Genomic DNA, 19634 nt, shown 5'->3' with positions numbered 1-19634 from the left:
TGTCGAGGAGGTGCGGGCCGCGTACTGCCAGCCCCTGAAAGGACAAGGCACGGGAAGGAACGGACGGTGGACGGTACGACCACAGGCGTGGCCGAGGTGGACGGCCTGCGGCTGCACTACACCCGGGCGGGCTCCGGCCCGCTGGTGGTGCTGCTGCACGGCTGGCCGCAGACCTCCCGCTGCTGGCAGCCGGTCCTGGGCGAACTGGCCAGGGACTACACCGTCGTCGCGCCCGACCTGCGCGGCTACGGCCGCAGCGACAAGCCCACGACCGGGTACGACAAGCGGCGGATGGCGGCCGACATGGCCGGTCTCGTCGAGTCGCTGGGCTTCGCCCGGGCCGCCGTCGTCGGGCACGACCGGGGCGCGCGGGTGGCCCACCGCTGGGCCCTGGACCGGCCGGGACAGGTGGAGCGGGTCGCGCTCCTGGACATCGTGCCGACGCGCGAGATGCTCCGCCGGATGGACGCCACGATCGCCGCCGGTTACTGGCACTGGTTCTTCCACCTCCAGCCCGACCTGCCCGAACGGCTCGTCGCCCCGGACATCCGCGGCTACCTGGAGTACTTCTTCGAGCGCTGGACCTACCACCGGCACGCCCTGACCGACGAGGCCGTGGACGCGTACGTGGCGGCGTTCTCCCGCCCCGGCGCGCTGCGTGCGGGCTTCGACGATTACCGGGCCGCGGAGGACGACACCGCGCTCGACGACGCGGACTTCGCCGAGGGGCGGCTGCTGACCGTGCCCGTACTGGCCCTGTGGGGCTCGGCCGGCCTGCCCGCGCGGCTGCCGACGCTGGACATCTGGCGGGACTATTCCGCCGACCCGGACCAGGTGACGGGCGCGGAGATCGCCGAATGCGGCCACTTCATCGCGGAGGAGGCGCCGGAAGCGCTGCTCGGGCACCTGCGGGAGTTCCTGCCGGAACCCGGCTGACATCCGTGCCCGCCCGGCCCGCCCGACGGCCCGGCGCCCTTCACCGCACCCGACCGCTCCCCACCAGCGCGGTGTGCGGCAGGACGAGCCGCCCGTCCGGCCCCGTGAACTGCGCGCACAGCGCGTCGTACCGGCGCTTGATCTCCGCGATCTCCGCGGGCGGCCGGCTCACCACGATCTGGCCGGCCGACGCCACCCCGGCGGCGGGCCCGCTCCACCATTCGTCGGGGGTGGCCCGGTGGTCCCAGGCCAGCGTCGTACAGCGGACGTCGGCGAGCCCCGCCGCACGCAGCAGGCGGGCGAAGCCCTCCTCGGTACGGGGGAAGTCGTCCTCGGGGGCGAGGGTGGGCAGGTGGGCGGGGCGGGTGACGCCCGCGGCGCGGATCGCGCGGCCGATCAGGGCCTGGCCGGGGGCCGGCGGAGCCGCCCAGAGGGAGAGCGCGACGCGGGCGCCCGGGCGCGCGACCCGGCGCAATGCGGCGAGAGCCGCGCGCGGGCGTCCGACGTGGTTGAGCACGAAGTTGCCCACCACGGCGTCGAACCGGCGGTCGGCGAAGGGCAGACGGGGCAGGGCCGCGACGCACACGTCCGCGTCCGGGACGGCCGAGGCGGCGCGGGCGGCCATGCCGGGGTCGGCGTCCACGGCCGTCACCGTGGCGCCGCGCTCGCCGGCGGCGCGGGCCGCCGTGCCGGTGCCGGTGCCGGCGTCGAGGACACGCAGGCCGGTACGTACCTCCGCGGCGTCGAGCAGCGCTGGTACGGGGTGGGCGCAGAGCGCGGCGAAACTCCGCTCGTACGCCGCCGCCCGCCCGGCCCAGGCGCGCCGTTCGGCGGCGTCGAAAGCGGTGGAGAACGTCGGCATGGCCGCCGCCTTTCCGGTGCGGGGATGACGGCCCGTCGAACGGCGGGGAGCGCCCCGGTGTCCGCGCGCGGTGGTGCTGACCGGCGGTGCGGCGTGCGGGCGGCCGGGCTCCGGGAGAAAACGGACCGGATGCCTCCGAAACTTGTCATAGACACGGAGACACTATTGGATCAGGGGTGCCGGGTGCGTACTATGCGCCACAGTTGATCGATCAAAGACCGGCATGTCTGTTTCCATATCCGGCCCCCTGTGCCGTGACGCTGCTGAGAGGTGGTCAGGAGTGGGATCCGAGCTGACCGTTCCGCCGACCTACTCGCCCCTTCCGCCCGCCATCCATCCCCGGCACCTGGAGATCGAGGCCCGGACGACCGCATGGGCGAATCGTTTCTCCATAGGCTCCGACGAGCTGCGCGCCCGCCTGGTCACCCACGGGATCGGCGGCTTCTCCGCCCGTATCCTGCCCGACGGCCGGGAAGAGGTCGTCTCCCTGCTCGCCGACTTCGTGCTGTGGCTCTTCGGCGTCGACGACGGTTACTGCGAGGAGAGCGACCTCGGGCACGACCCGGGCGCGCTGACGGGCGTACTGCACCGGCTGCTGCGCGTGGCACAGAACCCCGAGGCCCCGATCCTGCCGGGCGACAGCCTCGCCGAAGGCGTCCGGGACCTGCGCCACCGCGTCTCCCGGTACGGCACCGCGGGCCAGGCCGCCCGCTGGGTCGACGCCCTGCGCGAGTACTTCTTCTCCGTGGTGTGGGAGGCGTCCTACCGCCGCTCGGGCGCCGTGCCGAGCCTGCCCGACTACACCCTGATGCGTCTGTACGACGGAGCCACCTCGGTCGTCCTGCCGATGCTGGAGATGGGGCACGGCTACGAACTCCAGCCGCACGAGCGCGAGCACACGTCCGTTCGCGCCGCCGCCGAGATGGCCTCCTTCATCATCACCTGGGACAACGACATCTTCTCCCACCACAAGGAGAGCCGGGGCCCGGGCTACTACCTCAACGTGCTGCGCGTCCTGCAGAACGAGTACGGCATATCCCAGGACGAGGCCCTGACCACGGCGATCGCCCAGCGGGACCGCGTGATGACGCTGTTCATGCGGCTGAGCGCACACCTGCGGCAGCAGGCCAGCCCGCAGCTGCGCCAGTACCTGCACAATCTGGGCACATTCATCCGCGGCTCCCAGGACTGGGGCATCACCTCCCTGCGCTACACCACCCCGGACGACCCGGCCCAGCTGCCCTCGACGCTGCGCACCACGCCCACCGACGCCAGCCACGCGCCGCTGGACATCCCCGTCATCTCCTGGTGGTGGGACCTGATCCCGGCCGCCCACGCGCAGGCGCGCGGGGGAGCGGACGAGGGCGCGCGCACGCACGCGTGGGCGGCGCAGCCCACCGGCTGACCCCCGGCCCCCGGAGCAGGGCACTTGGCTGATACCCGGCCCCCGGGGCAGGGCGCTGGCTCCCCCCCCCGCACAGCCCACCGCGCACCCGGCCGGCTCACTCCGCCGGGTCGTCCGGGCGGTCGCCGAGCCGGTTGCGGCCGGTCAGCGACCGCTGGAGACGAGTGAGCGTGTTGCTCGGCGACCGCCTGCGCAGGGCGGCGCGCGCCGCGTTGGCACCCGGCGCGCCGTGCACGCCGCCGCCCGGATGCGCCCCGGCCGAGGCCAGGAAGAGGCCCTTGACCGGCGTCTCCGGGCGTCCGGTGCCCGGCACCGGGCGGAAGATGAGCTGCTGGTGCATGGCGGTCGTACCGCCGTTGATGGCGCCGCCGTGCAGGTTGGCGTCGAGCGCCTGGAGGGCGGGCGGCGCGAGGATGCGGCGGGCCCGGACGCGGGCGCGGAAGCCCGGTGCGTACCGTTCCACCTGCTCCTCCACCCGGTCCGCCATCGCCTCCTGCTCGCCGGGGCTCCAGGTGCCGGTGATGCCGGCGTCCCCGGCGTCCGCGCGGACGTCGTGCGGTACGTGGGTGTACGCCCACGCCGACTCGGTGCCGGCCGGCGAGCGGGTGGCGTCGGACGTGGTCATCTGCCCGAAGAGGGCGAACGGCCGGTCCGGTACCCGGCCCGCCGCGAGCTGCGCGGCGAACCGTGTCAGTTCGTCGACGCCGTCGGCCAGGTGCACGGTGCCGGCGCCTGCCGCCTCCGGGGCGGCCCACGGCACCGGGCCGTCCAGCGCCCAGTCCACCTTGAACGTCGCGAAATCCCACTGGAAGCGGCGCAGGTCCGCCAGCAGCCGGGTGGGGAGGTGCCGGCTGTCGACCAGGTCGCCGTACAGGGACGGTACGGAGACGTCGGCCAGCACGGCCCGGCGCGCGGGCACCGGCTCGCCGCCCGCGGTGCGCACCCCCACGGCGCGGCCCGCCCGTACGACGACCTCGGCCACGCGTTCACCGCAGCGCAGCACTCCGCCGCGCGCCTCCAGCCGCCGTACCAGGGCCTCGGTGAGCGCGCCCGCGCCGCCGACCGGCACGGGGAATCCGTACGACTGGCCCAGCATGGACATCAGCCAGCCGAAGCCGCCGCTGCCCGCCGCTTCCGGCGCCAGGTCGGCGTGCAGGGCGTTGCCCGCGAGCAGCAGCCGGCCGCCCTCGCCGCCGAACTCCTCCTCGCCCAGCCGCCGTACCGGCAGCACCATCGTGCGGGCCAGCCGCAGGCCGCCCGCGCTGTGCAGCCGGGCGGCGAGCCGGGCCGTGGCCCGTACCGGCGGGAACGGCGTGAACAGGGCGCTCAGGATGTCCGGGCCCACCCGGTCCCAGATCTCGCAGAGCCGCTGCCAGGCGGCGCCGTCGCCGGTGGCGAAACGTTCCAGTCCGTCGGCGGTGGCCGGCCGCCGGCGTTCCAGCACCGCGCACCGGCCGTCGGTCAGCGGGTGCGCGAGGACCCGGGGCGCGTGGCTCCAGCGCAGCCCGTGCTCGTCGAGGCGGAGCGCGTCGAGCACGGGCGAGGCGGCGGCCAGCGGATAGAAGGAGCTGGCCACGTCGTTGACGAAGTCGGGGTGTACGCCGCGGTCGCTGCGGACCGCGCCGCCCGCCTCGGGCTGTGCCTCCAGGACCTCCACGCTCCAGCCCGCGTCGGCCAGCAGGTTGGCGGCCACCAGCCCGTTCGGGCCGGCACCGATCACTACCGCGTCCGGCATTCCGGCCTCCTTCCCGCCGCGCTCGTCACACCGCCTCGCTCGGCTGCCGCGGGCAGCTCTCGACGACCTTGGCCAGCCGGCCCAGCATGCTGCGGTGCCGGAGCTGGAACAGCGCGTCCAGGACGGTGTTGTGCACCAGCCCGCCGGGTCCTTGCAGGGGGTGTTCGTCCATGATGATCAGGCTGTGGTCGCCCCAGGGGCGGATCTCGATCGCGATCCGCGCGGTGCCCAGCGCGCCGCTGTCCACCTCCAGCTCCAGTTCCCGCGGGGCTTCGCAGCGCCGCACGATGGTCCGGCCGGTGAGGTTCAGCGGCCCCAGGCGCACGCTGTACGAGAGGGTGGCCCCCAGCTCCGGCCAGTCGCCCTCGCACGGCCGCGACCGGTACGGCCCGACCACCCAGTCCTGGTACCGCGTGCCGTCGGCGAGCACCGCCCACACCGCGTCAGGATGCCTCTTGATCAACTGATGTCTTACCGCCATGCGGTCTCCAACGTCGGGGGGAACCGGTCGTCGGCGTCGCTTGTCAGCGTAGGCCGGTCCCCTCGGTTCGGCCTCCGGGACCACACCCGTGTGCCCACGGGGCACCGGGCCACACACGGGCGCGCGCCGGGCCGCGCGGCCGTCACGGCGTTACGTTGAGGAAGCCCGCATCCGGGTACCCGCCCCCGGATCCGCCCGCCTGACCTCCCCGCACCCGCCCGTACCGCCCACACCCCCGGCACCGTCCGCAGAGCCCGTGGAGGACCGCCCGTGAGCCACGACCTCCCCCTGCGCGGACGCACCGCCGTGGTGACCGGCGCCGCGCGCGGTCTGGGCGCGCACATGGCACGTTCACTCGTACGGCGGGGAGCCGACGTGGCCCTGCTCGGCCTGGAGGAGGACGAACTGGAGCGGGTCGCGGCCGGCCTGCCGGGGCACGCCGCCCACTGGCCGGTGGACGTCACCGACGAGGACGCGATGGACCGGGCCGCCGCGCTCGTGGAGCGCCGCTTCGGCCCGCCGTCCGTCGTCGTCGCCAACGCCGGGGTGGTGGCGGGCGGCCCCTTCCTCGACACCGACCCGGCCGTCTGGCGCCGCGTCGTCGAGGTCAACCTGATCGGCAGCGCGGTGACCGCCCGCGCCTTCCTGCCCGGCCTCCTGCGCACCCGGGGCTACCTCCTCCAGGTGGCCTCCCTCGCGGCCATCGGCCCGGCGCCGATGCTCTCCGCGTACTGCGCCTCGAAGTCCGGGGTGGAGACCTTCGCACAGGTGCTCCGCGCCGAGCTGGCGCACCGTGGGGTGGGTGTCGGCACCGCGTACCTCAGCTGGGCGGACACCGAGATGGTGCGCGCCTCCGACCGCCGGGCGGCGATGCGGGAGCTGCGGGCGCATCTGCCGTGGCCCATGTCGAAGACGTACGACGCCGCGCCGGTGGCCGACCGGATGGTACGGGGCATCGAACGGCGGGCCGCCACGGTCTACGCACAGCCGTGGCTGCGCGCGGGCCAGGCGGTGCGCGCCGTCCTGCCGGGCATCGTGACGGAGGGCTCCCGCCGCGCGTTCCTGCGCCTGGCGGGCCGCGCCGACCTCCCGGCGACCGGGCTGCTCGGGGCGGGCGGCCGGGCGGCCGAGGACTCCGGCGACCTCCGTGCCTGACCGTCCGCAGGGCGGGGACGGGGGCGGGGCGGGGCGCGGCCGTTCGGCGCAACCGGCACGCGGTCCCGCCGCCCCCGGGACAAGCTCGGGGCATGGACCAAGCATCGGCTCCCCGGGCGCGGCTCGGGCTCGTGTTCCTGCTGGCGGCGGCCGGGGTCGCCGCCACCCTGACTCCCGGCGCGGCGGCCCAGGACCGTACGGGTGCCGCGCCCCGGGACCGTACGGCCGCCACGGACCGAACGGTCTCCGCCTGGCTGCCCTACTGGGGCGACACCAAGGGCGCCTACCGCGACGCCCTCCAGAACGCCGCCCACCTGCACACCGTCAGCCCCTTCTGGTACCGGGCCACCTCCGCCACCACCGTCAAGGGCCAGCACGACGCGGGGGACCGGCAGGTCATCGAGGGGCTGCACCGGGCCGGCATCAAGGTCGTGCCGACCGTCAACGAGTCCATGGACGCCGCCGCGATGGCCGCGCTGCTGCACGACCGGGCCCGCCGCGGCGCGCACATCGCGGCGCTGCTGCGGCTGGTGGCCTCCCGCGCGTACGACGGCATCGACCTCGACTACGAGACGATGGCGACCACCGGAACCGCCCGGATGCGGGAGCGGGTACGCACCGGCTACGCGCTGTTCGCCGAGGAGCTGTGCGCCAAGCTGCACGCCAAGGGCAAGAGCTGCGTCATCACGGTCATGGCCCGCACCGGCGGCTCCGGCAAGGCGTACGACTACGTGCGCCTCGGCAAGGCCGCCGACCGCGTCCGGATCATGGGCTACGACCTGCACTGGGCGGAGGGCGCACCGGGCCCGCTGTCCTCGCTCGCCTGGTACGAGGAGTTCCTGCGGTACGCCACCCGCACCGTGCCGCGCGACAAGCTGGAAGTGGCCTTCCCCGGTTACGGGTGGGACTGGACCCAGGGCGTCAGGGCCCGCGCCAAGCACGTGACCTGGAAAGAGGCGGAAGCGCTGCGCCGCCGTAAGGGCGCCGCCTACCGCTTCGACGAGAAGTCCGGCACGCCGCACTTCACGTACCGGCAGGGCCGGGCCGTGCACCACGTCTGGTACCAGGACGCGCGCGGTGTCGCCGCGCACCTGCCGGTGCTGCGCAAGTACGGCGTGCGGAACAGCGGGCTATGGGCGCTCGGGTTCGAGGATCCGGGGTTCTGGAAGGCGCTGCGCGGCGAGTAGCCGCAGCGCCGCCTCGGACGGGCTGCCGGCCCGCGCGGTGAACATCAGCAGCCCCTGCCCGGAGCTGTCCGGCGTGTGCAGCATCTCGAAGTCCAGCTCCATGGCGCCCACCAGCGGATGGTGGAAGTGCTTGACGCCGAAGCTGCAGTTGCTGACGCCGTGCCGCGACCACAGGGCGCTGAACTCGGCGCTCTTCATGGACAGTTCGCCGACCAGCTCGGCCAGCTGCTGGTCGTCCGGGTGCTGCCCGGCCGCCATGCGCAGCGCGGCGACGGCCCGCCGGGTCTCCGTCTCGCGGTCCGGGTACAGCTCGCGGGTGTGCGGGTCGAGGAAGAGCAACCGCTGGGTGTTGGGGCGGTCCAGCGGCCGGCCGGGGCTGCCGAAGTCCAGGTGCCCGGCCACCAGCGCGTGCCCCGCCCGGTTCCACGCCAGCACCTCGAAGCGCCGGCCGAGCGCCAGGGCGGGCACCTCGCCGAGGGCGGCGAGCAGCTGGAGCGTGCCGGGGCGCGCCTTGTCGGGCCGGACGGCCGGGCGGCGCCGGGCCCGGGCGGGGCGGGCCAGGTCGCGCAGGTGGGCACGTTCGTCGGGGGACAGCCGCAGGGCGCGGGCGAGCGCGTCGAGGACCTCGTCCGAGGCGTTGTGGCTCTGGCCCTGTTCGAGCCGTGTGTAGTACGCGACGCTCACGCCGGCCAGCTGCGCCAGCTCCTCGCGGCGCAGGCCCGGTACGCGGCGCCGGGCGCCGTAGGAGACCAGGCCGACGTCCTCGGGCTGGAGGCGGGCGCGGCGGGTTCTGAGGAAGTTGCCCAGCTCGGCGGGTGTGTCCATGACGGCCAGTGTCGTCCACCGGGGCGCGCCGTGCCTGACCCTGCCGTTGTCAGGCTCCGACGGTGCGGGTTCCGGGCTCCTGGCGATCGGCTGTTCCCTCCGGCATACCGACCGCTTAGTATGCCGAGGGTCGCGGGGTCCGGCACCCCGCGCTCCCCGCGTACCCGAGGTCTGTGGAGGCACCTGTGAAGGCATGGCGCGTACACGAGAACGGCGAGCCTCGCGAGGTGATGCGGCGCGAAGAAGTGCCGGACCCACAGCCAGGACCGGGGCAGCTGCTGCTGCGGGTGCGGGCGGCCAACGTCAACTTCCCCGACGCGCTGCTGTGCCGCGGCCAGTACCAGGTGCGCCCGCCGTTCCCCTTCACACCGGGGGTGGAGATCTGCGGCGAGGTGCTCGAAGCGGGCGCGGGCACGTCCGCCGAGGCGGGCGCCCGGGTGCTGGCCCAGCCTCCGCTGCCGGACGGCGGTTTCGCCGAACTGGCCGTCGTGGACGCGGCGGCGGTCCGCCCCGCACCGGACGCCCTGGACGACGCGGAGGCCGCCGCACTGCACATCGGCTACCAGACCGGCTGGTTCGGCCTGCACCGCCGGGCCCGCCTCCAGCCCGGCGAGACGCTGCTCGTGCACGCCGCGGCGGGCGGCGTCGGCAGCGCCGCCGTACAGCTCGGCAAGGCCGCCGGGGCGCGGGTCATCGGGGTGGTGGGCGGCTCGGCGAAGGCGGCCGTCGCCCGCGAACTCGGCTGCGACGTCGTGCTGGACCGGCGCGCCGACGACATCGTGGCCGCCGTCAAGGAGGCGACCGGCGGCCGGGGCGCGGACGTGGTCTACGACCCGGTGGGCGGCGACGCGTACGCCAAGTCCGTCAAGTGCGTCGCCTTCGAGGGCCGCATCGTGGTCGTCGGCTTCGCCGGCGGCACCGTACCGGCCCCCGGCCTCAACCACGCCCTCGTGAAGAACTACTCGATCCTCGGCCTGCACTGGGGCCTCTACACCACCAAGGACCCGGCCGCGGTCGACGCCTGCTACGAGGAACTGGCCAAGCTCGCCGCCCAGGGCGTCATCCGGCCGCTCATCGGCGGCCGGGTGCCACTGTCCGGCGCGGCCGAGGCCGTCCAGCGGGTCGCCGACGGCACGACCACCGGCCGGCTGGTCGTCGTGCCCGGCCTGGAGGACGCGTCATGACCAGGGAGACCACCGAGACCGGACGCATCGACGCCACGGAACTCCGCCGCCGTACAGCCGGCTTGCTCGCGTCCCACCCGCCCGCCGCCACCGCTCCGCTCGACTTCCTGAGGGCCCGCTTCGACGCCGGACTGGCGTGGGTGCACTTCCCCCGGGGCCTCGGCGGACTCGACGCGCCGCGCGCTCTGCAGGCCGTCGTGGACACCGAGCTGGAGGCGGCGGGCGCGCCCGACAACGACCCGCGCCGCATCGGCATCGGCCTGGGCATGGCCGCCCCCACCATCCTCCGCTTCGGCACGGACGAGCAGAAGAAGCGCTTCCTGCGGCCGCTGTGGACCGGCGAGGAGGTGTGGTGTCAGCTGTTCAGTGAGCCCGGCGCCGGATCGGACCTGGCCGCGCTCGCCACCCGCGCCGTACGGGACGCGGACGGCAGCGGCTGGGTGGTGGACGGCCAGAAGGTCTGGACGTCCGGCGCCCACCAGGCCCGCTGGGCGATCCTCATCGCCCGTACGGACCCGGAACTGCCCAAGCACCGCGGCATCACCTACTTCGTGTGCGACATGACCGACCCCGGCGTCGAGGTGCGGCCGCTGCGCCAGATCACCGGCGAGGCCGAGTTCAACGAGGTCTTCCTGACCGGCGTACGGATCCCCGACGCGCACCGCCTCGGCGAGGTGGGGGAGGGCTGGAAGGTCGCGACCACCACCCTGATGAACGAGCGGGTGGCGATCGGCGGCGCCCGCCTGCCGCGCGAGGGCGGCATGATCGGCGTCGCCGCGCAGGCCTGGCGGGCCCGCCCGGAGCAGCGCACCCACGACCTCCACCAGCGGCTGCTCGGCCTGTGGGTGGACGCCGAGGTCGCCCGCCTGACGGGCGAGCGGCTGCGCCAGCAGCTCGCCAAGGGGCAGCCGGGCCCGGAAGGCAGCGGCATGAAGCTGGCGTTCGCCCGGCTGGCGCAGCAGATCAGCGGCTGGGAGGTGGAGTTCCTGGGCGAGGACGGGCTGGCGTACGACGACTGGACCCTGCGCCGCCCCGAGGGCGTGGACTTCACCGGACGCCAGGCCGGCTACCGCTACCTGCGGGCCAAGGGCAACTCCATCGAGGGCGGCACCTCCGAGGTGCTGCTGAACATCGTCGCCGAACGCGTCCTGGGGCTGCCGCCCGAGCCGCGCACCGACAAGGACGTCGCCTGGAAGGACCTCCCCCGATGACCGCTCCGAACGGGGCCCCGGGCCTCACCGAACCGGGCCTCACCGAACCGTCCCCCGCGCAGCCCGACGCGGCCCCCGGCCTCCTCTACTCGGAGCCGGAGGACGACCTGCGGGCCGCCGTCCGCTCGCTGCTCACCGACCGCGGCGGCCCGGCCGCCGTCCTCGCCGACCTGGAGAGCGGCCGGACGCACGACACCGGCCTGTGGCGCGCGCTGGCCACGGACATGGGCACGGCCGGGCTGCTGGTACCGGAGAAGCTCGGCGGACAGGGCGCGAGCGCCCGCGAGGCCGCTGTCGTCCTGGAGGAACTGGGCCGCTCGGTGGCCCCCGTGCCCTATCTGACCAGCGCGGTACTGGCCGTGACGGCTCTGCTCGGCTGCGAGACGGACCGCCCGGAAGTGGCCGCGCCGCTCGCCGCGCTCGCCGAAGGGCGCAGCGTCGGCGTACTCACCGTCCCCCTGCCGACGGCTCCGGACGCCCTGCCGGAACCGGCCGTACGGGCCGCCGCGGACGGCACACTGAGCGGCGAGGTGACCGGTGTCGCGGACGCCGCCGCCGCGGACGTGCTGCTCGTCCCGGCGGACGGCCCGTACGGCTACGCGCTGTACGCGGTGGACGCGACGGCCGACGGGGTGCGCGTCGCACCGGGCGTCCCGCTCGACCTGACCCGCGTCCCGGCCCGGGTCACCCTCGACGGCGCCGCCGGACGGCTGCTGGCCGGGCAGGACACGGCCCGCGCCGCGGTGACCGGGGCGCTGCTGGCGGGCGCGGGCCTGCTCGCCTCCGAGCAGCTCGGCATCGCCGAATGGTGCCTGGCCGAAACGGTCCGGCACACCGCCGGGCGCACCCAGTTCGGCCGTCCCGTCGGCTCCTTCCAGGCACTCAAGCACCGGATGGCCGCACTCTGGCTGGACGTCGCCTCGGCCCGCGCGGCCGCCCGCAACGCCGCCGACGCACTGGCCACCGGCAGCCCGGACGCACCGGTGGCGGTGGCCGTCGCGCAGGCGTACTGCGCGCCCGTCGCGGTGCGCGCGGCCGAGGAGTGCATCCAGCTGCACGGCGGCATCGGCATGACCTGGGAACACCCCGCCCACCTGTTCCTCAAGCGCGCCAAGGCCGACGAAATCGCCCTGGGCACACCGGGCCGACACCGCGCCGCACTCGCGCAACTGGTGGACATCCCGGCCCCCTAGCGACTCCGGAACCTCGCTCTGACGCCCCGTACAGGCCGCTTCGTACTCGCCTGCACGGGGCGTCGTCGTGCGCGTGCCATGGATGTGCAGCCCACTGCGGCTACGCCGGCGAGAGAAGCGTGTGTCAGGGTGTGCGCATGCTTGAGGTCGTGGTGGAGACGGAAACCGGGGAGCGGCACGTTCGCGTGTCCGCCGAGGAGCTGGCCAGGCTGGTCCGGCGGATCGGCGGCGACGGGGACCGGTTCCTGGTGCTCCAGCGGATACCCGACCTGCCTGACGTTTTCGCCCAGGTATGGCACGAGGCCGGTGGCGACTACACCCTGGAACACCGCGACGGCGGCGCGGACCGCCACTTCCGGGCAGGGGCCGGCCAGCCGGGGGCCGTGGTGGACGCGCTGTCCGGATGGGCCCGCCGACAGACGGACTGGGACGCCGGCCTGGCCTGGTCGCCGCTGGACGTGGGCCCCGTCCGGGAGGCGCCGCCGCTCGACCTCGACGAGGACGAGCGCGAGGAACTGGAAAGGCGCGTGCGCGAGGTGCTGGCCGGCGGGTACGCCTCTCGTGCCTCCCTGGCCGAACTCGCCGAGGACTTCCTGGCCACCGAGGACCGCCGTCCTGTCTCGCGCGAGCAGGCCCGGGCGCTGGCCGACAGGATGTGGCTGCGGCGGGTGGCGGAGCAGGCCACCTGGCAGGGCGAGACCAACCCCGAGCGGCTCACCCGCGCCTTCGACGCCCTGCAGGAGGCGGGCATCACCACGCGCGAGAATTTCACCTGCTGCCGTCACTGCGGCCAGTCCGAGATCGGTGGCGAGGCCGCCCCCGGCGCCCGTGGCTTCGTCTACTTCCACGCCCAGTGCACGGCCTCCGCCGCCGCAGGCCACGGACTGACGCTTCTCTACGGCGGTTTCGACGGCTCCCCCGAGACGACCGCGGCCATCGGCCACGAGACCGTGGCCGCCCTCGAAACCGTCGGCCTGCGTGCCGAGTGGGACGGTGACCCGGGCCGCGCCATCACCGTCGCACCGCTGGTCTGGCGCCGTCGCCTGATCGGGTAACGAACGCCGGCCCACGCCGCGCACCGCACCGAGGCTCCCAGGCAGCGGCTCTCGTCGACCGGGCTCAGCCGGCGGCCGGAAATCCGGTCCGCTCGGTCACAAGCCGAAGGGCATGACAGGCGGGTGGGGTCGCCCTGTCCCCGTTCAATTGGGTTCAGGGGCTGGGGGAAGGTTCGCGTCCGTATACGCCTCCGCGATGCTGAACACGCTGCCGCACGCCGGGCACTCCGCACGGCCGAAGACGTGCCTGATCCCCTCGGCGAGTCGCCGCTGCCCGTCCCGGACGGCTGTGGCGTGCATCCACCGGCCCGGATCCCGAAGCTCCCCGGCCGGGACGGGCCGCAGCTCCCGCCGCTCGATGTCGCCCCGCTCCCAGTCGCGGACGGCCGAGTAGCGGCCGTGGTCGCCGACAGCGATGGTCACCTCCGCTTCGCAGTGCGGGCAGGGCACGGCACCTGCGTCCAGTCCGTCACCAGGGCATTGAACTGTCCCCAGAGCCCCGCTGCCAACTTGCGGAACGGCGGGAACAGGGGCCTCTGCTGCCTGCCCGGCATTGCCACACCGGCGGCCGCGACCCGGCTGGACCTGACGCTGTCGGCCCCACCGAGCGCCGGCGCAGCCGGCCCCAGGACCGCCGGCTGACCGCCACCGGTCGTCGCCCAGAGCCGCGCTGCCCCACCGCTTCGAAGAGAAAGGGCGGGGGGAATAGCGCTACGCGTCGGTGGGTTGCCTGATGTTGATCACGTATGTGTGACGCGCCGACAAGGAACCGCCATGAGTCGACTGCCCCTTGACGCTGAAGCCCACCACGACGGGCGCCTCGCGGGGCGCACGGTCGTCCTGATCGGCGGTGGTTCGGGCATCGGGCTGCGGGTCGCGCACCATGCGGCCGCGGCCGGGGCCCGCGTCGTGCTGGGCGGCCGTACTCCCGCGCGCCTGGCCGCCGCGGCGGAGCGGGTGGGTGACTCGGCGACCTGGCGGACCGTGGACGTCACGGACGGCGCCTCGCTCGCGGCGTTCTTCGCGGAACTCGACCGCGTGGACCACCTGTTCACCTCCGCCGCCTCCTACCAGGTGGGCCCGATGCTGGAGCTGGACGACGAGGAGGCGGCGAGCCCGTTCGTCTCCAAGTTCTGGGGCCAGTACCACGCCGTGCGCTGCGCCGCGCCGAAGCTGGCGGCGGATGGCTCCGTGGTGCTGATGTCCGGTGCCGCAGGGGCCCGGCCCCCGGCGCCCGCACCCGCCTATGCCGCGTGCAACGCGGCGATCGAAGGGCTCGGGCGGGGGCTGGCCCTCGAACTCGCCCCGGTCCGCGTCAACGTCGTCTCGCCCGGCACCATCGACGGCGACCTCTGGGCGCGGCGTCCGGCCGCAGACCGTGAAGCCGCCTTCACGCAGTACCGGAGGGACACGGTCCTGCACCGCCTGGGTACCGAGGACGACATCGCCCATGCCGTGCTGTTCCTCTTCACCAACGGCTTCACGACCGGCTCCACCCTCTACCCCGACGGCGGCTACACCCTGCGGTGACTCCATCCGGAACCGGCGGATCGCGCCCTCCCGCGACAGTCAGCCGGGACCTCAGGGCTCCGGTGGCCGATCCGGTGGCGCCTGCCGGGAACTGCCGGCCGGCCGGGCTCAGCCGTAGTCATAGACCGTCACCGGAATGCCACGGTCGGCCAGCCGAGCCTCGACCATCGGCTCCACGCGCTCCCAGCGACCGCCGGCGAGACCGCAGCCGATGCGGGGCATGTGGACCGAGGCGCCCAGCTCGATCGCCTGGTCAGCGACCTTCTCCAGGGCGGCGTCGATCGCTTCGTAGCGCACGGGAACGCCCTTGCTGCCGGTGCGCATTCCATGCTGCCCCACCATATTGGCGACCCAGGCCAGCCGTTCCACCTGCACGAGCTGCACGGCGCCGAGGCCGAAGTCATTTCCGGCGCGTTCACGGTGCCAGCGCCGGTACGCCCGCTCCGGCTCGGGCCAGCGCCGCGAGAGGGCCAGCACGAAGCCTTTGCCCCACCCGCCCAGGTCGTTGCAGACATGCGCGATCACCTTGGGGCCTTTACCCCGCGGTGCCGTCGCGTCCCCCTGTACGTATGCGATACGTGTTCCCATCGGGTGACCCTATGCGCTGTCTGGCAGGGCCGTCAGCGGCCCCCGGTCCGGCGCGCTCCCCGCTTCCGTACCAGCAGGCTAACCGATCGGACAGATAACTAACCGATCGGTCAGCCACCTGACCGATCGGTTAGTCTGCTGCCGACCCGCCGCACCGACCCGCGGCGGACGACAGTGAGGGGGCAGGACATGGGACAGGTCTCGGAGCGCACGGCGTGCTGTGTGGTGGGCGGCGGGCCGGCGGGAATGATGCTGGGGCTGCTGCTGGCCCGGGCCGGGGTGCAGGTGACCGTTCTGGAGAAGCACCCGGACTTTCTGCGCGACTTCCGTGGCGACACCGTGCATCCTTCGACCTTGCGCCTGCTCGACGAACTCGGCCTCGGTGAACGGTTCGCGCGGCTGCCCGCCGGCCGGCTCGAAGAGGTACGGATGCGCATCGGCGACCGCACCCTCGTGGCCGCCGACCTGCGTCACCTGCCCGGCCGTCACCGGTACATCGCGATGGTCCCGCAGTGGGACTTCCTCGACCTCCTGGCCGAGGCCGCCGCCGCGGAACCGTCCTTCACCCTGCGCATGAGCACCGCCTGCACGGGGCTGCGGACGGTAGGCGGGCGCGTGACCGGGGTGCGCTACCGCGACGAGCACGGTGCGGAGGGCGAGTTGGCGGCCGGCCTCACGGTGGCCTGCGACGGGCGCAGGTCGCTGGTGCGTGAGCACGCCGGGCTGCGGCAGCGCACCTTCGACGTGCCCATGGACGTGTGGAACGTCCGCGTGCCCGTGCCGGGGGACGGCCGGGTCTTCATGCGGGCCGACGCCGGGCAGTTCGCGGTCACCATGGACCGGGGCGACCACTGCCAGACCTCCTACCTGATCAAGAAGGGCACGGACGCGGAGCTGCGGGCCCGCGGCATCGCCTGGTTCCGTGACCGGCTCGGCGCGCTCTTCGGCTGGGACGCCGGGGTGACGGACGCCATCGGGTCGTGGGACGACGTGAAGCTGCTCGACGTGACGATGGGCCGGCTGCCCCGCTGGTACCGGCCCGGCCTGCTCTGTCTCGGTGATGCCGCCCACACCATGTCGCCGACCGGCGGCGTCGGCGTCAACCTCGCCGTACAGGACGCCGTCGCGGCGGCCCGTCTCCTCGCCGGTCCGCTGCGCCGCGGCACGGTCGGCGTGGCCGACCTGGCCCGTGTCCAGCGGCGCCGGCAGCTGCCCGCGGCCGTCGTGCAGAAGTCCCAGCTCGCCGAGCACGAGACGCTGCTGCGCCCCGCCCTGGACGGCACGCTCGACCCGGACCGGCTGCCGCTGCCGCTCGAACTGCTGCAACGGCTGCCGTTCCTGCGGACCCTGACGGGATACGCCGGCGGGATCGGGCTGCGGCCCGAGCGCGCGCCGGCCTTCGCGCGCGCCTGAAACTCCGGTCGGGGCGGGGTCCGTCGCAGGGTGGAGGGCAACGGGGCTCGGTCCGCTGGGAGTTGGAGTGGAGCGGGTAGAGAATCCGGTCTGGGGGAGGATCCGGCCGGCGGTCCGGGCCGGGCACGATCGGCCTTGTCCGGCAACCGAACGGAAGGACCGGCCCATGCGCACCACGTACAGACCGAGAAAGCGCGCCTGGCTCGCCCCGCTGACCGGGGCGAGCCTCTTACCTCCCCTCGTACTCGCCGCTCCGGTCACCGCTGCCCCCACCCCGGCCGGTCCCCTCACCGCGTACACCTCCCAGCGCCTCGACTGGCACACCTGCGAACCCGGCCTCCCCGACGACCTCCCGCCCGGCCCGCGTCCACGCGTCGAGTGCGCGACCGTCACGGTGCCGCTGGACCACCACGCGCCGCGCGGGCGGACGATCGGCATCGCGATATCCCGTATCAGAGCGGAGGGGGCCGCGGCACAGCGCCGCGGCGTGCTGCTGTTCAACCCTGGCGGGCCCGGCTCGTCAGGGATCGGCTATCCGTCCGCGCTCACCCGGCTCGGGCTGCCCCAGGCCGTACGGAACGCTTTCGACCTCATCGGGTTCGATCCGCGCGGCGCCGGTGACAGCACCCGTGCCCACTGCCGTCTCACCCCGGAAGAGCAGGCATGGCCCCGCCCGTTGCGCTCCTTCGAGGCCAACGTCGCCTGGGCGCGCACCGTCGCCGAGAAGTGCCGCAAGAGCGTCGGTGGTCTGCTGCCCCACCTCACCACCCGTGACACGGCGCGTGACCTGGACATCATCCGCGCCGCTCTCGGTGAGCGCCGGATCTCGTACCTCGGCGCTTCGTACGGAACCGCGCTCGGCGCCGTCTACACCCAGCTGTTCCCCGACCGCGCCGACCGCGTCGTGCTCGACAGCGCCGTGGACCCCGCGCTCATGTGGCGTGCGCAGTTCCGCACCTGGGGCCCGGAGGCCGAACCCGCCTTCACCCGCTGGGCCGGGTGGACCGCTCGGCACCACACCACGTACCGGCTGGGGCGGACGCCGGCCGCGGTGCGGAAGACCTTCTGGGACCTGGTGGCCCGCGCCGACCGGCAGCCCGTCGTCCTCGGCCGCACCCCGTACACGGGCCGGCAGCTGCGGCACCTGCTGCGCCGCGAACTCTTCTCCGTCCGGGCCGGTGCCGAGGCGGTGGCCCAGGTCCGGGACGCCGCGGCCGGCAAGCCCGTACCCGGCCCGGAGCTGCCCACGCTGACCGACCAGGAGATCTCCACCTTCTGGAGCGTCGTGTGCAACGACGCGGCGTGGCCCCGCGATCCCGAGGTCTACCGCCGGGACTCCCTCCGCGACGCCGCCCGCAGCCCGCTCTACGGTGACTTCGCGGCCGGGATCACCCCCTGCGCCTTCTGGGGCGAGTCCGCCGAACGCACCGGTCCCGTGAAGACCTCCGTGCCCCTGCTCATCCTCCAGAACGAATGGGACTCCCAGACCCCGCTCGCCACCGCCCGCGGCCTCCACCGCGCCGCCGTACGCTCCCGCATGGTGACCGTCGACGAGGGCGAGGGCCACGGCGTCTACATCCTCACCCGGAACACCTGCGCCGGGACCGCCGCCACTTCCTACCTCGTCACCGGCCGGTTGCCCGCCCGGGACCTCACGTGCCCAGCCGGTCCCGCCGGCCGCGCCCTCACCGGTCGCGGTGTGTGATCGCGTCGAGGGTGAAGGTCTCCAGCTCGTCGGCCGCGGCGTCGAGGTCGTATGTGGGGTGGGCGAGCCAGTGCGAGACGACGCTGTCGATCGCGCCGCCGATCGCCAGCGCCACCGTGCCCGGGTCGAAGTCCCGGAAGCAGCCCGCCCGCTGACCGGCCGCCAGGAGGTCGGCCAGCTCCTGCAGGCGGTTGCCGGTGCCGTGCTGCCCCGGTGTCTTCAGCCGGGTGCCGCCGTGGTCGTCGAGCAGCATCTCGGTGATGACGCGGACGTGCCGCCGGTTGGCCTGCTGGTAGCCGATCATCGCCCGGACGTAGGCGACGACGGCGGCCGGCGGCTCGGACGCGCGGTCCACCCGCTCCCGTACGTACGCGGTGAACTCCGCCAGCACGTGCGACAGGGCGGCCTGGGTCAGGTTGTCCTTGGAGGAGAAGTGGTACAGCACGGCGGCCTTGGAGATGCCGGCCCGCTCGGCGATCGCGGCCAGCGAGGTCGCCGGGTAGCCCCGGGTGGAGATCAGCTCGATGGTGCAGTCCACCAACTGCTGGCGCCGCGCCTGCTCCGTGAAGGTCGCGGTGCCCGGGGCACCGCCCGCCCGTGCAGCCATCGCGCCGCCACCCCTGTCTCTGCTCGCCCGCCCGTCGGCTTCCGACCGTACACGGGCGGCACCTACCGGATGAGGCTCAGGGGGCCGCTGACGTCGCTCTCCGCGCCGTCCTGGGTCGTCACCTCGATGGTGTAGGAGGTGCCGGGCGGGACCGTCGGCAGCGTCGCCAGGGCTTCACCGGCCTTCTTGCTGCCCGCCTTGGGTGCCACCAGCGACAGCCGGTCGTGCGCTCCGGACGGCGTACGGGCGCTCAGCCAGACGTCCACCTCCTTCCCGGTCGTGTTCGACCACTGGACCAGGAGACTGCCGTCCACCTTGGCGCTGGAGCCGGCGGCCGGCGTGGTGACCTTCAGGGCCGGTCCGGCGGCGGACGGGACGGCGGCCGGTCCGACCGCGAGGGCGGCCGCCACGGCGGTGGTGGCGGCCGCGGCGGCCATGCCCTTGGCCTTCGCCGTACGCATGATGACCTCCGTCGTGTCGGGGGCGGTCGGACGGAGTGTCCCCGCCCGCCGAGATCATCACCGGTGCCGGGGCGACGGCCACCTCACCGGGGGCCTTGGAG

19 protein-coding genes are annotated in these 19634 nt (G+C 74.3%); 11 read left to right on the top strand and 8 right to left on the bottom strand.

Features of this window, described 5'->3' with window-relative positions:
- The first annotated feature begins 66 nt into the window (after positions 1-66).
- A complete protein-coding gene (locus AB0L45_RS22310) occupies positions 67-936 on the top strand; it encodes an alpha/beta hydrolase (RefSeq protein WP_365842467.1) in 870 nt (289 codons plus the stop codon).
- Positions 937-976: 40 nt separating this feature from the next.
- Here the strand turns inward: AB0L45_RS22310 and AB0L45_RS22305 are convergent, their stop codons facing one another.
- Entirely contained in the window at positions 977-1798 is an 822-nt protein-coding gene (locus AB0L45_RS22305; protein WP_365842465.1) for a class I SAM-dependent methyltransferase, read from the bottom strand.
- A 280-nt stretch (positions 1799-2078) separates the two neighbouring features.
- On the opposite strand from AB0L45_RS22305, the gene AB0L45_RS22300 reads away from it, so the two are divergent.
- Positions 2079-3203, top strand: coding sequence for a selina-4(15),7(11)-diene synthase (locus AB0L45_RS22300; protein ID WP_365842463.1), 1125 nt, complete (start codon positions 2079-2081; stop codon positions 3201-3203).
- A 97-nt stretch (positions 3204-3300) separates the two neighbouring features.
- On the opposite strand, the gene AB0L45_RS22295 is transcribed toward AB0L45_RS22300, so the two are convergent.
- Together AB0L45_RS22295 and AB0L45_RS22290 are read right to left on the bottom strand one after the other, a co-directional pair.
- Positions 3301-4938: an NAD(P)/FAD-dependent oxidoreductase gene (locus AB0L45_RS22295; protein WP_365842461.1), complete on the bottom strand. Its 1638-nt coding sequence runs from the start codon at positions 4936-4938 to the stop codon at positions 3301-3303.
- 25 nt (positions 4939-4963) lie between these two features.
- The gene (locus tag AB0L45_RS22290; protein WP_365842459.1) at positions 4964-5419 is read right to left on the bottom strand and encodes an SRPBCC family protein; all 456 of its coding nucleotides are present in this window, start codon (positions 5417-5419) and stop codon (positions 4964-4966) included.
- Between the two features lie 270 nt (positions 5420-5689).
- On the opposite strand from AB0L45_RS22290, the gene AB0L45_RS22285 reads away from it, so the two are divergent.
- Positions 5690-6574 (top strand): short-chain dehydrogenase/reductase, encoded by an 885-nt coding sequence (locus tag AB0L45_RS22285; protein WP_365842457.1) that lies wholly within the window; start codon positions 5690-5692, stop codon positions 6572-6574.
- Between the two features lie 92 nt (positions 6575-6666).
- Complete coding sequence (locus AB0L45_RS22280; RefSeq protein WP_365842455.1) at positions 6667-7761, top strand: glycosyl hydrolase family 18 protein; 1095 nt, start codon at positions 6667-6669, stop codon at positions 7759-7761.
- Here AB0L45_RS22280 and AB0L45_RS22275 read toward each other — a convergent pair.
- Positions 7705-8586: a helix-turn-helix transcriptional regulator gene (locus AB0L45_RS22275; protein WP_365842453.1), complete on the bottom strand. Its 882-nt coding sequence runs from the start codon at positions 8584-8586 to the stop codon at positions 7705-7707. The genes AB0L45_RS22280 and AB0L45_RS22275 overlap by 57 nt on opposite strands.
- 185 nt (positions 8587-8771) lie before the next feature.
- On the opposite strand from AB0L45_RS22275, the gene AB0L45_RS22270 reads away from it, so the two are divergent.
- The 4 genes from AB0L45_RS22270 (at position 8772) to AB0L45_RS22255 (ending at position 13229) form a co-directional block, all read left to right on the top strand.
- Positions 8772-9770 carry an NADPH:quinone oxidoreductase family protein gene (locus AB0L45_RS22270; protein WP_365842451.1) on the top strand — a complete coding sequence of 333 codons (999 nt, stop codon included), beginning with the start codon at positions 8772-8774 and terminating at the stop codon, positions 9768-9770.
- Positions 9767-10981, top strand: a complete 1215-nt coding sequence (locus AB0L45_RS22265; protein WP_365842449.1) for an acyl-CoA dehydrogenase family protein — start codon at positions 9767-9769, stop codon at positions 10979-10981. Before AB0L45_RS22270 ends, AB0L45_RS22265 begins: the two co-directional genes overlap by 4 nt.
- Entirely contained in the window at positions 10978-12174 is a 1197-nt protein-coding gene (locus tag AB0L45_RS22260) for an acyl-CoA dehydrogenase family protein (protein ID WP_365842447.1), read from the top strand. Before AB0L45_RS22265 ends, AB0L45_RS22260 begins: the two co-directional genes overlap by 4 nt.
- 137 nt (positions 12175-12311) lie before the next feature.
- Positions 12312-13229 (top strand): hypothetical protein, encoded by a 918-nt coding sequence (locus AB0L45_RS22255; RefSeq protein ID WP_365842445.1) that lies wholly within the window; start codon positions 12312-12314, stop codon positions 13227-13229.
- Between the two features lie 144 nt (positions 13230-13373).
- Here the strand turns inward: AB0L45_RS22255 and AB0L45_RS22250 are convergent, their stop codons facing one another.
- Entirely contained in the window at positions 13374-13652 is a 279-nt protein-coding gene (locus AB0L45_RS22250; RefSeq protein ID WP_365842443.1) for a hypothetical protein, read from the bottom strand.
- Between the two features lie 351 nt (positions 13653-14003).
- Between AB0L45_RS22250 and AB0L45_RS22245 the strand changes: the two genes are divergently transcribed.
- Entirely contained in the window at positions 14004-14759 is a 756-nt protein-coding gene (locus tag AB0L45_RS22245) for an SDR family oxidoreductase (RefSeq protein WP_365842441.1), read from the top strand.
- A gap of 108 nt (positions 14760-14867) precedes the next feature.
- On the opposite strand, the gene AB0L45_RS22240 is transcribed toward AB0L45_RS22245, so the two are convergent.
- Positions 14868-15347: a macro domain-containing protein gene (locus AB0L45_RS22240; RefSeq protein WP_365842439.1), complete on the bottom strand. Its 480-nt coding sequence runs from the start codon at positions 15345-15347 to the stop codon at positions 14868-14870.
- A 189-nt stretch (positions 15348-15536) separates the two neighbouring features.
- Between AB0L45_RS22240 and AB0L45_RS22235 the strand changes: the two genes are divergently transcribed.
- Together AB0L45_RS22235 and AB0L45_RS22230 are read left to right on the top strand one after the other, a co-directional pair.
- Complete coding sequence (locus AB0L45_RS22235) at positions 15537-16760, top strand: FAD-dependent oxidoreductase (RefSeq protein WP_365842437.1); 1224 nt, start codon at positions 15537-15539, stop codon at positions 16758-16760.
- Positions 16761-16926: 166 nt separating this feature from the next.
- A complete protein-coding gene (locus AB0L45_RS22230; protein WP_365842435.1) occupies positions 16927-18465 on the top strand; it encodes an alpha/beta fold hydrolase in 1539 nt (512 codons plus the stop codon).
- On the opposite strand, the gene AB0L45_RS22225 is transcribed toward AB0L45_RS22230, so the two are convergent.
- Positions 18446-19072 (bottom strand): TetR/AcrR family transcriptional regulator, encoded by a 627-nt coding sequence (locus tag AB0L45_RS22225; RefSeq protein ID WP_365842433.1) that lies wholly within the window; start codon positions 19070-19072, stop codon positions 18446-18448. The two genes, AB0L45_RS22230 and AB0L45_RS22225, sit on opposite strands and share 20 nt — an antisense overlap.
- Before the next feature lie 62 nt (positions 19073-19134).
- Positions 19135-19533, bottom strand: coding sequence for a hypothetical protein (locus tag AB0L45_RS22220; RefSeq protein WP_365842431.1), 399 nt, complete (start codon positions 19531-19533; stop codon positions 19135-19137).
- Positions 19534-19634 lie beyond the last annotated feature (101 nt).

Source organism: Streptomyces sp. NPDC052496 (genome assembly GCF_040679095.1).
Classification (GTDB): Bacteria; Actinomycetota; Actinomycetes; order Streptomycetales; family Streptomycetaceae; genus Streptomyces.
Note: the sequence above shows the minus strand (reverse complement) of the source record. Positions and strands in the feature narration are given on the sequence as shown.

Bases quoted from the DNA above. Each gene is read 5' to 3' on its own strand.
- AB0L45_RS22305 (WP_365842465.1), bottom strand. From the start codon at position 1,798: ATGCCGACGTTCTCCACCGCTTTCGACGCCGCCGAACGGCGCGCCTGG.
- AB0L45_RS22295 (WP_365842461.1), bottom strand. From the start codon at position 4,938: ATGCCGGACGCGGTAGTGATCGGTGCCGGCCCGAACGGGCTGGTGGCC.
- AB0L45_RS22220 (WP_365842431.1), bottom strand. From the start codon at position 19,533: ATGCGTACGGCGAAGGCCAAGGGCATGGCCGCCGCGGCCGCCACCACC.
- AB0L45_RS22260 (WP_365842447.1), top strand. From the start codon at position 10,978: ATGACCGCTCCGAACGGGGCCCCGGGCCTCACCGAACCGGGCCTCACC.
- AB0L45_RS22265 (WP_365842449.1), top strand. From the start codon at position 9,767: ATGACCAGGGAGACCACCGAGACCGGACGCATCGACGCCACGGAACTC.
- AB0L45_RS22275 (WP_365842453.1), bottom strand. From the start codon at position 8,586: ATGGACACACCCGCCGAGCTGGGCAACTTCCTCAGAACCCGCCGCGCC.
- AB0L45_RS22225 (WP_365842433.1), bottom strand. From the start codon at position 19,072: ATGGCTGCACGGGCGGGCGGTGCCCCGGGCACCGCGACCTTCACGGAG.
- AB0L45_RS22280 (WP_365842455.1), top strand. From the start codon at position 6,667: ATGGACCAAGCATCGGCTCCCCGGGCGCGGCTCGGGCTCGTGTTCCTG.
- AB0L45_RS22230 (WP_365842435.1), top strand. From the start codon at position 16,927: ATGCGCACCACGTACAGACCGAGAAAGCGCGCCTGGCTCGCCCCGCTG.
- AB0L45_RS22240 (WP_365842439.1), bottom strand. From the start codon at position 15,347: ATGGGAACACGTATCGCATACGTACAGGGGGACGCGACGGCACCGCGG.
- AB0L45_RS22255 (WP_365842445.1), top strand. From the start codon at position 12,312: ATGCTTGAGGTCGTGGTGGAGACGGAAACCGGGGAGCGGCACGTTCGC.
- AB0L45_RS22290 (WP_365842459.1), bottom strand. From the start codon at position 5,419: ATGGCGGTAAGACATCAGTTGATCAAGAGGCATCCTGACGCGGTGTGG.
- AB0L45_RS22245 (WP_365842441.1), top strand. From the start codon at position 14,004: ATGAGTCGACTGCCCCTTGACGCTGAAGCCCACCACGACGGGCGCCTC.
- AB0L45_RS22235 (WP_365842437.1), top strand. From the start codon at position 15,537: ATGGGACAGGTCTCGGAGCGCACGGCGTGCTGTGTGGTGGGCGGCGGG.